Origin of the sequence: Nostoc sp. (assembly GCF_036919675.1) — a bacterium.
Classification (GTDB): domain Bacteria; phylum Cyanobacteriota; class Cyanobacteriia; order Cyanobacteriales; family Nostocaceae; genus Nostoc.
The window spans coordinates 195,185-207,390 of sequence record NZ_JBALCP010000077.1 but is presented as its reverse complement, the minus strand read 5'-3'; the positions used below and the strand labels follow the sequence as shown (position 1 = coordinate 207,390).

Sequence of the window (12,206 nt, the reverse complement as noted above, 5' to 3'; positions counted from 1 at the left end):
AAGATGAGGTGTTGGTCGTTTTTATTGTTTGGCGCGAGTCTCACAACTTAACAAGACTTGAACTAAAAAATTACTACTATGTCTTCTGGTTCCTCTGGTCGTTATCAAAGCAAACTATTTAACTTTGTCCACAAGCAATCTCGGCGGGTGACAGAACAGTGGGAACACACCTTCCGGCATTTGCAAGTTGCCACTAAGTGGGGTGTGGAAATACTACTTTACCCAGTGTATCTACTGTTTCATTCATCTGAATCATCTGGGAAAACACTACATACCAGAGAACCCCAAACTAGACTAAAGTTACAACCAAATGATACCGATTTGCAGCCCGAAATGCCAAATGTCGATAGCCCTATTCAACATGTACTAGAAACTGTCCATTATCTATCACATGATCAACCCGCCTCTACTGCTGTAAAAACTGTTGAACCTTTCAATCCCTTAGCTTTATTGGGAGTTTTTCGGCTGAAATTCATTGATAATAACTCGATAAATAACGCTAATCTTACTCAATCATTAAATATTACAGAGAATCAAGCCCTAATTATGAACCCTTCACAACGAGAGAATGCTCTCAAGCAGCATCTTTCAGTAGTGCGCGGAATTGCTACAGATTTGATAAATCGGAATTTAGTACTTGTTACTGTTGATAATGAAATTCTAGACATTTTAACACCTCAACAGCAGGCAAAATTAGAAGACAGAATTATTAACGGAGTTGCTAATTACTGGCAGTCTCTCGTAGAGAAGGAAAGGCGGTTGATCGAAGCTAAAAAAGAAACGGAGTTACTACCACAAATTGACCATTTATTAGCAAAACTCACTGATGGAAATACAGGCAATATTCCAGTTTTAGCTGAGGGGATACCAAAGGAGTTAGTTAATACAGATAGATTATTAGCATTTCTAGATATAGCCGTTGCTAAGTTAGAGTCAAATGCTTTAGTACCTGTGCAAGAACGTAGCCAGGAAATTGTCCAAGTTGCCCAAAATCAGTTAAATACATTTCTTTATGGCAAAGAGCAATTAACGGGTAGGGGAGAAGTTGCACCTAATCCTGATGCTTTGGAAACTCATACATTGAATATTCATGCTTTGATTGAAGGGGCACTTAATTACTTTTTTGGTGTTGGTACTAGAAAAACACTTGAGTCAACAATTAATCATGAAAGATTGCCAGGTAAAATATTACCATCACGCTTTAAAAAGGCCTTGTCTAAAAGCCGTCAGTTGGAAAAACAGGATTTAACAGATGATCCTTGGTTAACGTGGAATGATTTATTTGGTGATACCGAAATAGTTGCTGACAAGCCAGTTACACTTTCTCAAAAGACAAATCCTGCTTTAGCCCCAAATTTATCAATAGGGCATTTTCCACAAAATAATTTGAGTGTAAAACAACCTAAAGTCGGATCTGGCTTGGTGCGAAGGAAACAACCAACTAGTATTCTTGCTGCAAGTCGAAAAACATCTAAAAAAGTCACCTCTGCAACACAAACCGAAACCCGCATTTCCCAAACTAAAAGCGAGAGTCGTAAAGGGGAAATTTTGCAACAGCAATTTCACCAAAGCAGTCAAGTTGAGGCACAGCCAGACTGGATAGAAACCAAAGCAACTTCAACAGGCTATGAGAAGCACCCCTTAGAACAACTTCTAGAATGGGTTGATTATGTTATGCTCTGGCTAGAAGAAAGACTTGTAAATATTTTTCAGTCGTTGCGGCAGCTATGGCAGAGGAAATAAGCAGATATTAATAATCTCTTTCCTTGTGCGCTTTCTTTGAGAAACTCAACTCGACGTTGCAGATTGAAAAATAACAATTACAGTGTTGTTGGATCAACCGCTACAATTCCTTCATACACATAGCGAATGAAATCTTTAGTAGAGCGATCGCATCTAGTTCTATCAAACAGGCGATCGCATATTATGTAGAGTCAATTATTTACATTATCTGCAATACCTTTGCCAAAAAGGTGTGTCTAACTTTTTGCCGAAACAGCCTAAGACAGGTGTGTGCTTGGCTGTTAGACAAGTTGTCATCACTTTAGGGACTTCCAGTTAAAAATATCCCATTATAGGGGCGCAAGGCCTTGCGCCCCTACAATAGATTCATTTGTTGGAAATATTTTTGGAAATAGGAGTAATTTTTGCGATCAGGCAAAAAAAGGTGTGCATCATCCAGGTTTGCTCTATGTCAATCCTTGTAAATTGACCAAGGTATTGTTATTCGAAAAATATGTTGTTGAGGATTGAGAATTATTTTCAACCAAAATAGGCTCTCCCTTTACTCCTCCACGGGTAAGAGTACAAATCTTATAAAGGTTTTCACACTCAAAGATTGCCAAAACTAGCTCTTTCCCTGTTTGGTAAGAAGATGGTAAAGGTTTTCCTACCTCGCATTCCATATCAATTTCGTTGTCACGCCACTGTAACTTCCAAATGCGTTTTTCGGTTATTGATGCTTTGACAGACTGAGCGATCGCACTATATACCTGCTCTGCTTTAATATCATCCTTAGCTGCTGGCACAAAAAACTTCATAGGCTGAGGTTACAAGTAACGTGAATTTCACTAGCACCAGCGTAACGCAGTTACCAAGGCAATCTGCTCCCATTCCATGAGAAAAACTGTCCACTATCCCCTTCTTGAAGCTGTTCGATCACAGCCAATAATTGGGTAACGGTACGCTCCACTGAAAATAATTGTTCCGCAGGTACATTTTTCTGGAAAGGACGGGAAAGACGCGTATCAGTTGTACCAGGATGCAATGTCACTATTAATGCTTTAGGACAACTTCTTTTATACTCAATTGCCGCAGTTCGCATCAACATATTGAGTGCTGCTTTAGAAGCCCGATAGCCATACCATCCACCAAGTTGGTTATCGCCAATACTGCCCAATTTAGCAGAAATAGTGGCTAACACACTGCGTTCTCCATGACGAAATACAGGCAATAGATGTTTAGCTAACAAGACAGCACCAATACTATTTATCTGAAAGTAGCGCAGCAAATTTTCTGAATTGATCTGTCTTAAGCTTTTTTCAGGTTGCAAATTATCTTCATGCAGCAGTCCTACACAGTTGACTACCAAATGCAGTTTGTCAACTTGAGTATGTATTTTTTGAACAGCTTCAACAATCTGTAACTCGTCAGTAATATCCATCTCCAGACAAATTAATCGCTGAGAATGTTCGCCTGCAAGAGCTATTAAATCGGAGGCTGATTCCGGTTGACGATAAGTTGCATAAACTTTGGTTATTCTGTTATCTTCTAGCAATTTTTTTACAAAACCCAAACCAATACCTCGGTTGGCTCCCACTATCAATGCGTTGACAGGATTAATTTCATCGATAAAAGACATATTGTATTTAGTTATTAATTGTAGGTTGAGTTGAACGACAGTAAAATCCAACAAGAATTTTTATAAGTGTTGGGTTGCGCTTTACTTAACCCAACCTACTAGATTATAAATGTGCAATTTAACTTAATACTGGATATTATTTGGATGATTCTTTTGACAACACCTGTGTAAACTCTCCACTTTGCCTATTACAAACTACTATAAATTCGCTATTTGGCATTCGTAACTCTGCCGGAATCATTTCGGTTGGTAACTCCATTGGCAACCCACCATCTACCATCCCTACACCCGCAAAGGCTATGACTTTGATTATACCTGGTCTAAGACAACCAAGAACTTGAACTGGAATCTTATCAAGCATTATATTTCCATATTATAAAAATTAAAAATTAGACATAAATAATCCGGTTTTTTAGTTGTTTTTATCTGTGGCATTTTTAGAGTTTATTTGCCAATACAAAACTTGCTAAAAATCCTATCCAAAACTGATTCTGTAACTTCTTCACCAGTAATTTCTCCTAGTGCTTGAATCGCACCACGCAAGTCAATTGTCCAGAAATCAAGAGGGAACTGCTGGGCAATTGTTGCTTGTACTTGTTCCAAGGAAATTTTAGCTTGAGTTAAGGCTGCTGCTTGCCTTTGATTAATGGCTAAATCCATATCAGCCGCTTGTACTTTTCCAGCTTTAACTATCTCTAAAATTGCTGTTTCTAAAACATCAATACCTTGATTTTGGGCTGCCGCTGTGACAATTTTAGATTTTAGGTCGCACCTTTGGTGCGCTGACAGCGCAACTTGGATTTTGGATTGAAGAGTTTCTCTTTCGCTTTCTTCTACTAAATCGATTTTGTTAATAACTAGAATCAACGGACGGTGTTGTACCTGTTCGTAAATTTCTCGATCGCCTTCTGTCCAACCTGCTGAAGCGTCGATAGTCAACAAGACTAAATCAGCTGCATTGGCGGCACGACGCGATCGCTCGACACCAATTTTTTCTACTTGGTCTGTTGTTTCCCGAATCCCCGCTGTATCTAGCACTTGTACGGGAATTCCTCCGACAACTAACTGAGATTCGACAACATCACGGGTTGTACCGGGTAGATCAGTGACGATCGCGCGATCGCTCTGGCTCCAAGCATTCAATAAGCTGGACTTACCCACATTTGGACGCCCAACAATTGCCACTTTTAAACCTGTGCGTAGCAACTCACCTTTGTCTTTGGTTTCCAATAATCTAGTTATTTCTGCGGCAATTTTCTCGATTTCTGATATTATTACTTTATCATCCAGCGGAGTCAGGTCTTCTTCAAAATCGATTCGAGCTTCAATTTCTGCCAAAATATCCAAACAGTTAGCGCGTAACTGCCGGATCGGATGAGCTAATTTTCCCTGTAAACCAGCTAAGGCAGTTTGGGCAGCTTGAGGCGATCGCGCCCCCACTAAGTCAGCAATACCTTCGGCTTGCGTCAGATCCAATCGTCCATTCAAAAAGGCGCGGAGAGTAAATTCTCCCGGTTGGGCTAGTCTAGCGCCATTTTCCAAACACAGTTGCAACACCTGCTGCACTGCCATTATTCCGCCGTGGCAATGGAATTCCACCACATCTTCACGGGTGTAAGAACGGGGTGCTTTCATAATCAGCAATAAGGCTTCATCCACCAGTTGTTGCGTCTGGGGATGGCGAATGTAACCGTAGAGAATCCGGTGAGTTTGCCAAACTTGCCCTCCTGGTGAATGAAAGAGAGTTTGGGCTAGAGCCATTGCTTGGGAACCGGATACCCGCACAATACCAACACTACCCTGTTGGGGGACAACAGCTGTAGCGATCGCAGCGATGGTTCCAGTAGTGGCAAAAACTTCTGACATGAGTGCCCTTTATGAGAGTGAGGAGTGAGGAGAGACGCGATTAATCGCGTCTGTACAGGAGTGAGGAGAGACGCGATTAATCACGTCTGTTAGGAGTAAAAATCATAACTCATAACTCATAACTCATAACTCATAACTTTCTAAATGGTAGGTATTTAGACTAATTAGATGGCAACTGGCAAGGTAAAATTTACCTGGATGGTAATGCCTGATAGTAAAGAGTGAAAAGTTAGGGGTGAAAATCATAACTCACAACTTATAACTCATAACTTTTAGAGAGAGGAATTTACTGTGGAGCAAAAAATTAACTGCGTCCAAGCCTGTGTTAACGGCTGTGTTTTAGAGGAAAAATGCCCCAATATCGAGTTTAGAGAGGCCGCTGCAAAATTTATTGAAGAGACTCCCTTAGACAAAATGTTGGAGTTGGCACAAGAACGTCTGCGGAAAAAAATGACGGAACCGCCAAAATGGGTTTTTCCTGAATATCCATAGTATTGGCGCCAACAGGCACAGGCAAGACGGCGTGGAGGTTAAATAGTATCTGGATCTATATTTAATTCTCGCAGTTTTGCCGCCAAGCGATCGCTGCGTTGCTTTTCTTGTTCAGCCTGTTGTGCAACTTCTTCCGGCGTCGAGTTTAATGCCCTACTCAATGAGTATCTGGAAAAACTGACACAACCCCTAGTTGAAAGGAAATCGAACCACACTTAGTCACTGATCCAAAACTTGTGCCTGTGCTGAACGAACTCATGCGACGAGAACCCATCTTTCATAGACCTGAGTTCGGGATAACCAGAGGAGACTTCGAGAACATGACTGACTCTAACTTTTGGGAAGTCGGAGCTTCTGGGTGCCGTTACAGTCGGGAGTACATACTAGATACGCTAGAAAAGCGGTATGAAAATCCAACTGAGGAGATTTGGGAAACTAAAGACTTTCACTGCCTTGAAATCGCGCCCGAAAACTATCTTCTGACATACACACTGATTCAGGGAGAGCGAATGACTCGTCGCTCGACAATTTGCCGAAAAAGCGAACTAAGTTGGAAAATTGTCTACCACCAAGGTACTGTCGTTTAAGAGTTCACCTTTGTCTCTATTCAAATTTGCCTAATTTTCATCGCCCTCGATGAGAAAATTTTGGAAAGGCGATCGCTTACAATTATAAGATAGTTCGTCATTGCATTGGTGCAGCCTTCCCGTAGGGTACGAAGTGTTCGCGGTAGCGTCTGGTAGAGTTGCAATCGCAAAGACTGAGATTGCTACGCTTCACTTCGTTCCACTCGCAATGACATCTTACATTTAATTGTGTCTACTTACTTATCTGATGATTAGAGAGTATAAGTTACCACAATAGGAGAATTTAATGTCTAACCCAGATGAGCTGATGAAAGTGCGCTCAACCGAACTTACCGATGAGAAGCTAGCTCAAGGTATACCTCTTACTGTACAGGGGCTAGAGGAAATAGATAACAAAGTACTCGCTGAGTTTGAACCTGATTATGTAGAGGAAAACCCAGACGAAATCCTCCCTTTACCGTCAGACACAGTGGAATAACAAATCATCGGCAAGTTAGCGCCAAGTTAGCAAGGGAGTGACGCTCCAAAGTGAGGTGCTAAAAATTAGGGGTATAAATCACCTATTTAATACTGCGATCCTAGTGAGATAGCTATTTTTATTGAGAATCTAGCTATGGGTTTCTGAGAATTCAAACCCGATGTCACAAAATCGCGTTGCTCCCCTGCTACCCCTACTTATTGAGCCGATACAGAATTTCTATAATTAGATTGGGATATTTGCCATCTTCTTCCCAGACAACCCAGCTTTTACGGGGTTTACGTTCAGTTCCCAGTAAACAGCAAGTATAGATTTATGTTTATCAAGTTAAGGTTACTATACTCTGTTAAATGAAAATCATTGTTAGTGATGTTGTTTAAATATCTAACCCAACCACAGTTAATTCAGGTGGATGTTCAACATTAAACTGGTAATATATCTCTCGTCGCTCCTGTGGTGGAAAAGTTAACTGCCATTCTAAAATACCCATTTCACCAAGTTGAATTTGCGGGTTGCTGCGGCTGAGGCGCACTTTAATTTGCTCGTTGCGGCTAACTGGCAACTGTTCAGTTATTTTCAGATTTACTTCTTTGTCTAGTAAGTTAGTAATTATCAACCGATAACTATAAGTAATCCGGCGCTGGTTGCTAATTAATCTTTTGTCTACCAGACGTTCAACTAAGTCGCGCTCAATTTTTAAACCTTCGTCAATCCCTAAATTCAGTTTGAACTCTTGCCCTGGTGCAATATTCTCTAGCTGAGTTGTCCCAACAAAAACATTGTCGCGGAAAATATTCGCTTTACCTGGTAACAAAGTCGCACCGTTGGGACTATTTTTCACATTAGCTTGCAGATAAGCAAAACTTACCAAGCGCGGCATTGCTACATAATCAAAGCTACAAGAATAATCATCGTTGAAAATCGTAGTTTTATGGGGTGCGCCATCACTGGGAATGTTACCACCACCATTCAGTTTAAAGGTAACTACACTCCCTTCTTTGGATACTTCTGCTGCAACAGTTTCTGCTGGGATAAGACTATCCTCTGCAACTCCATCTTCTCCTTGCCAATCCGCTCTGGCAGTAGAAGCAGGCGGATCTGCTATGCTAGGCAGCAGTGGGGGCTGGGCAGCAAATCGTTGTCGCACTCTTTGGGGACGTGGGGTATCAATATACCAAGGTTCAAGTTTGGGTGGGAGTGTACCTAATCCCGGTTTAGCGGTAGAAAGGGTGAGATTTGCACCAATCCAATCTTCGCCACTACTTTGAGTGATTTCTGCAAGGTAGCTCAGATGCACAATATCGCTGGTAGTGCTAAAGCGCAAGTCAAAAAGCGGAGTCCAACTAGCGCGATTCACTAAGTATGATAGCTCTAATTCAAATTCGCCTTCACCCGCAACTTCAATTGCCACAACTAAGCTAAAATTTTCTTTGGGATGGGGTGTTTGGATTTTTTGCAATGAGGTGAGAAGTGCTTGCAGTTGTTTGTCTAATTCCTGCTGTTGGGTTTTGCACTCCCCAGATGCGATCGCATACTCACTATACTGGCTTCCGAGAAAGTTCAAAAAATCCAAAGTTTCGCTAAGGCTGAGATTTTTTCGGGATAAACTCTGTGCAAAAGGTTCCTCTGTTTTTTCACGTAAGCCGGCGATAAAACTAGACTGCAATGCTAAAGCATCGACTTGGGCTTGCAGGTGACGTTTTTCTGCTTCTAACTGCTGAATTTGCCTTGTCAAATGTGCTACTCGTTCTGCTATAGGTTCAGTGGTGTAAATGCGATCGCAACTCACTCCAAGCATTCGCACCCCTACTGTGCCTGTACCGCTAACCCTGACAGACTCAGTTTCTAGAGTCTCTGGCACTGGGGTAATTACTAATTGCTGTTCAATTCCTGTTAAAGAGACTACACCCCGCCGTGTAACCAATGCTCTATCAGCATACACTGTAACAGCTACAATCTCGCTTTGTACTGTTTTCCGCCAAGACGGTATTTCCGGGTTAACCACTGCCAGTTTTCCCCCATTTTTAATTGATTCTGCTGGTTAATTGTCAATGTTTCCCGGTCTAACCGTCAACCCCTTTAGGGAATCCAAATAAAAAAACATCCTACTACTTATTATGGGGTGGGCGTCTCGCCATTGGTGTCAAGTTAACGTGAAAGCCCAGCCTGATAAAAGAGTGAAAATTTTTCGATTTACCACCTAGATTTTCGATCCCCCCTAACCCACGCTAGTCGTGGGGAGCCAATGCAGTCTTCTCCCTACAGCCCTTCTCAAGACAGGAGACGCTACGCGTAGCTTGCTTCCACGTTCGCGGAGCGTCTGGTAGAGTTGTGGTAGGGGTATCCTACGGCAGGCGCTGGCTCGCTTTTTAAGGGGGTTGGGGGATCTAAAAGGACGCGAAATTGAGTGTTTGAGCTTAAGTTGACACCAATGGCTTCTCACCCACCTTTAGCCAAAGGCGGACAAGATGCCCACCCGACAAGATTGGATAATTTATTTATTTATTGAAATCCCTTAGTTTATCGGCGAATTGGTTCAAGTGTACTAGAAGTAGTCGCAGCCTTTTGCTCTACAAAATTCTTTGCCGCAGCCAGTAGATACTCATAATAGGCACGAGCGACGATAGATAGCTGCTTGCCACCTGGGTAAACCATGTACCAATTTCGCTGAATGGGAAAGTGTTGTACATCTAAAATGCTAAACTCTGAGGCGTCTAATAGTAAGGTATGACGGGATAAAACCGAAATTCCTAAACCACCTACGATCGCTTGTTTAATTGCTTCATTACTTCCCAATTCCAGCTTGACTTTTACTGTCACTCCATGTTCTTCAAATAGGCTTTGGACGGCGCGACGAGTTCCTGAACCAGGTTCGCGCATAATAAAAGGTTCGTTAGATAGGCGTTGTATCGGAATATTTTTTTCCTTGGATAACGGATGATTAACTGGTGCAAAGACTATCAAAGGGTTTTCTAAAAATGCTTCGCAATTCACATCTATATTGTCTGGAATTTGACTCATAATATATAAGTCATCCAGATTATTACTCATCCTTTCCAAAATTTGTTCGTGATTCGTTACTTGCAGCGAGATATCAATCCCTGGATAAAGTTCGCAAAACGACCCTAACAAACGTGGGATAAAATATTTTGCTGTTGTAATCACTGCCAAGCGTAATTGTCCCTGTTTTAGCCCTTTTAAATCTGCTACCTTCATTTCAAACTGGGCTATATTTTCAAAAATCTGCCGACAAGTGGCAAATAATTCCCGTCCTGCCTCGGTGAGATACAACCGCTTGCCTACCTGCTCAAATAATGGCAACCCTACCGATTTTGTGAGTTGCTTGATCTGCATAGAAACGGTAGGTTGGGTGAGAAACAATTCCTCCGCAGCGCGAGTAAAGCTACTGTGCCGTGCCGCCGCCTCGAATACCTTTAACTGGTGCAGCGTCGCTTGCTTCAAGGGTGATTCTCCTATATAGCGATTAATAGATATAAAACTAGTATTGCTGAACGCTGGCAAATGATATAGTAATGCTCACAGAAAGTTACGAGTTTTATTCATAGACAAAACTCTATTCTTTCTATTAAAATACAGGTATTCTATTTATGGATTTAAGAAGCCATTATCGGAACAGCATTCATCGTAAGATGCTTTCCCTCTAAACGATGAATGTTGAATGATGAATAAGGATTTTCCAAAATTCAGCTATCATCATTCATCATTCCATAATTCTTCTGTAATTTTTGTAGGTAGCTTGGTTAAATCTGGTAATCTTAGTACTTCAATTTCAGCAACTTGTTCTTTAATATTCACTGGTAAGTTTAACGGTTGGCGTTCTTCTATCCAGCAACTTGCTAATGGCAAGGTTTGCTCCATTTCGTCTAGAGGTCGGGGAATTACCATCACTGCATTCAATTCCCCAATGCGTTCTGCCTCAAACATTCCGGCTTCCACTGCTACCGCTACATTTGCTACGGAACCACGAATAATGGCTGTACACAAACCCGCACCAATTTTTTCATAGGCTGCTAAATGAACATCAGCAGCTTTGAGCATCGCATCACACGCTCCTACCATCGCTGGAAATCCTCGCGTTTCTACTAAACCAATTGCTTGATTACTCAGACGGCTATAATTGCCCTCCTCCATCAATTTAGTGAAACGGGTTGTGATGGGAAGTACTATATCTAAGTTGGGATAAGGTCGGGGAATCACCAAGCTAGAAATCAACTGACCAAACTGTTCAGCCGTTTGGACACCGGATTCTACGGCAAGACGCACATCAGCAATTCCACCCCGCACGATCGCAGTACAATGACCACTACCAGTTTTTTCATACCCAATTAGATGAACTCCCGCCGATTTCAGCATCATATCCGCTGTCCCAACTATCGCCGGAAAGCTGCGGGTAGAAACTAAACCCAAAGCAGTATCTTGATAGGTTTCTTGACTACTCGCTCCTTGGATGGTACGAATAGACCGTTGATTATATGTTTCCATGTGAATTCTCCAAAATAGGGAAAAAGCCGACAACTTACAATTAACACTTACTCGGACTAATCGTCAGAGTTTGAGTTGCTCAAGGATTGTCTATGAGGAAACAATGTGGTCAACAGTCTGTGTATGCTCCCTTGCCCATAAATTTGAGTTCCGAAACCGTTAGGGGATTCTGTGGTTAGCGGATTGGCGTCTGAGTCATGTTTTGTAAACTCTTGAGCGACTTCTTGCAAGGTGGAGTCAGAATCATTGGCTGGTTCCTCCACGGGAGGAGACTGGCTTTCTGGAGTGGCGGTAGATTTAAAGTAAGAAATCGACTTGTTTTGTTTGAAATCCAAAAAAGCCGAAGCTGAAAAGTTAGTTGAAGAAATTACCTTTTCCTTATCTCCACCTGAGCCATTTTCCTCTTCCTTCTGCGGTGGCGCAGTTGTTGCCGTGGGGTTATTTGTAGATGGTTCCGGTTGCTTTGCTTGGGCAATCTTCCGACTGGTGTCTCCCAAAATTGAACCAGGTGGAACTACTTGTCCAGGTTCAATCGAATAGTTAAAAACTGTTGTCGCTGTACCAATGCAAGCATTTGCTCCAATTTTGCCCTTGCCAACCATCAAAAAACCGGCTCCCAGGTTTGCGCCTGCTTCTACCTCTAAGGTTCCTTCATGGACTTGGAGAATTGATCCCATACCAATACAGACCCCTGGCCCAATGATGATCTTGCTGTTTACAGCCGCTTCGAGGATCACCCCAGGTGCAAGTACTGCGCTTGGATGAATGGTCACGTCACCACTAATGTAAGAATCAAAGTTATTGCTGAGGCGCAGTGACAGCACAGACATGGAAATTTTAACCTCAGAAGCCGGAAGAAAATAGAGAGTTAGGAGTTCATAAAAAGTTGGGCGTTAGAAGTTATGAGTTAGAAGTGTGG

At 42.0% G+C, this 12,206-nt stretch carries 12 protein-coding genes and 2 pseudogenes; 4 read left to right on the top strand and 10 right to left on the bottom strand.

The window, feature by feature from the left end:
* Positions 1-78 precede the first annotated feature (78 nt).
* Entirely contained in the window at positions 79-1,743 is a 1,665-nt protein-coding gene (locus V7K49_RS16885) for a hypothetical protein (protein WP_335206513.1), read from the top strand.
* Positions 1,744-2,189: 446 nt separating this feature from the next.
* Here the strand turns inward: V7K49_RS16885 and V7K49_RS16880 are convergent, their stop codons facing one another.
* From V7K49_RS16880 to mnmE, 4 genes are all read right to left on the bottom strand, one after another.
* Complete coding sequence (locus V7K49_RS16880) at positions 2,190-2,540, bottom strand: hypothetical protein (protein ID WP_335206512.1); 351 nt, start codon at positions 2,538-2,540, stop codon at positions 2,190-2,192.
* A gap of 50 nt (positions 2,541-2,590) precedes the next feature.
* Entirely contained in the window at positions 2,591-3,361 is a 771-nt protein-coding gene (locus V7K49_RS16875) for an SDR family NAD(P)-dependent oxidoreductase (protein WP_335206511.1), read from the bottom strand.
* Positions 3,362-3,497: 136 nt separating this feature from the next.
* Positions 3,498-3,722 carry a hypothetical protein gene (locus V7K49_RS16870; protein WP_335206510.1) on the bottom strand — a complete coding sequence of 75 codons (225 nt, stop codon included), beginning with the start codon at positions 3,720-3,722 and terminating at the stop codon, positions 3,498-3,500.
* Positions 3,723-3,805: 83 nt separating this feature from the next.
* Positions 3,806-5,227 carry a tRNA uridine-5-carboxymethylaminomethyl(34) synthesis GTPase MnmE gene (mnmE, locus tag V7K49_RS16865; protein WP_335206509.1) on the bottom strand — a complete coding sequence of 474 codons (1,422 nt, stop codon included), beginning with the start codon at positions 5,225-5,227 and terminating at the stop codon, positions 3,806-3,808.
* Between the two features lie 291 nt (positions 5,228-5,518).
* On the opposite strand from mnmE, the gene V7K49_RS16860 reads away from it, so the two are divergent.
* Positions 5,519-5,719 carry a hypothetical protein gene (locus V7K49_RS16860; RefSeq protein ID WP_335206508.1) on the top strand — a complete coding sequence of 67 codons (201 nt, stop codon included), beginning with the start codon at positions 5,519-5,521 and terminating at the stop codon, positions 5,717-5,719.
* Positions 5,720-5,757: 38 nt separating this feature from the next.
* On the opposite strand, the pseudogene V7K49_RS16855 reads toward V7K49_RS16860, so the two are convergent.
* Positions 5,758-5,859: pseudogene (locus V7K49_RS16855) on the bottom strand (Uma2 family endonuclease); the annotation flags it as partial.
* 180 nt (positions 5,860-6,039) lie between these two features.
* On the opposite strand from V7K49_RS16855, the gene V7K49_RS16850 reads away from it, so the two are divergent.
* Complete coding sequence (locus V7K49_RS16850; protein WP_335206507.1) at positions 6,040-6,306, top strand: hypothetical protein; 267 nt, start codon at positions 6,040-6,042, stop codon at positions 6,304-6,306.
* Positions 6,307-6,592: 286 nt separating this feature from the next.
* Positions 6,593-6,784 carry a hypothetical protein gene (locus V7K49_RS16845; protein ID WP_273765912.1) on the top strand — a complete coding sequence of 64 codons (192 nt, stop codon included), beginning with the start codon at positions 6,593-6,595 and terminating at the stop codon, positions 6,782-6,784.
* A gap of 211 nt (positions 6,785-6,995) precedes the next feature.
* Here the strand turns inward: V7K49_RS16845 and V7K49_RS16840 are convergent.
* The 5 genes and pseudogenes from V7K49_RS16840 to V7K49_RS16820 form a co-directional block, all read right to left on the bottom strand.
* Positions 6,996-7,082, bottom strand: a pseudogene (locus tag V7K49_RS16840) (Uma2 family endonuclease); the annotation flags it as partial.
* A 78-nt stretch (positions 7,083-7,160) separates the two neighbouring features.
* Positions 7,161-8,789, bottom strand: a complete 1,629-nt coding sequence (locus tag V7K49_RS16835) for a mucoidy inhibitor MuiA family protein (RefSeq protein ID WP_334868912.1) — start codon at positions 8,787-8,789, stop codon at positions 7,161-7,163.
* A gap of 515 nt (positions 8,790-9,304) precedes the next feature.
* The gene (locus tag V7K49_RS16830; protein ID WP_334868915.1) at positions 9,305-10,246 is read right to left on the bottom strand and encodes a LysR family transcriptional regulator; all 942 of its coding nucleotides are present in this window, start codon (positions 10,244-10,246) and stop codon (positions 9,305-9,307) included.
* Positions 10,247-10,498: 252 nt separating this feature from the next.
* Complete coding sequence (locus V7K49_RS16825) at positions 10,499-11,287, bottom strand: BMC domain-containing protein (RefSeq protein ID WP_334868917.1); 789 nt, start codon at positions 11,285-11,287, stop codon at positions 10,499-10,501.
* Between the two features lie 56 nt (positions 11,288-11,343).
* On the bottom strand, positions 11,344-12,117 hold the full coding sequence (locus V7K49_RS16820) for a transferase (protein ID WP_335206506.1): 774 nt from the start codon (positions 12,115-12,117) through the stop codon (positions 11,344-11,346).
* Positions 12,118-12,206: the final 89 nt, after the last annotated feature.

Excerpts from the sequence above, each read along its gene's own strand:
- V7K49_RS16875 (WP_335206511.1), bottom strand. The coding sequence starts at position 3,361 with ATGTCTTTTATCGATGAAATTAATCCTGTCAACGCATTGATAGTGGGA.
- V7K49_RS16850 (WP_335206507.1), top strand. The coding sequence starts at position 6,040 with ATGACTGACTCTAACTTTTGGGAAGTCGGAGCTTCTGGGTGCCGTTAC.
- V7K49_RS16880 (WP_335206512.1), bottom strand. The coding sequence starts at position 2,540 with ATGAAGTTTTTTGTGCCAGCAGCTAAGGATGATATTAAAGCAGAGCAG.
- V7K49_RS16825 (WP_334868917.1), bottom strand. The coding sequence starts at position 11,287 with ATGGAAACATATAATCAACGGTCTATTCGTACCATCCAAGGAGCGAGT.
- V7K49_RS16870 (WP_335206510.1), bottom strand. The coding sequence starts at position 3,722 with ATGCTTGATAAGATTCCAGTTCAAGTTCTTGGTTGTCTTAGACCAGGT.
- mnmE (WP_335206509.1), bottom strand. The coding sequence starts at position 5,227 with ATGTCAGAAGTTTTTGCCACTACTGGAACCATCGCTGCGATCGCTACA.
- V7K49_RS16885 (WP_335206513.1), top strand. The coding sequence starts at position 79 with ATGTCTTCTGGTTCCTCTGGTCGTTATCAAAGCAAACTATTTAACTTT.
- V7K49_RS16845 (WP_273765912.1), top strand. The coding sequence starts at position 6,593 with ATGTCTAACCCAGATGAGCTGATGAAAGTGCGCTCAACCGAACTTACC.
- V7K49_RS16820 (WP_335206506.1), bottom strand. The coding sequence starts at position 12,117 with ATGTCTGTGCTGTCACTGCGCCTCAGCAATAACTTTGATTCTTACATT.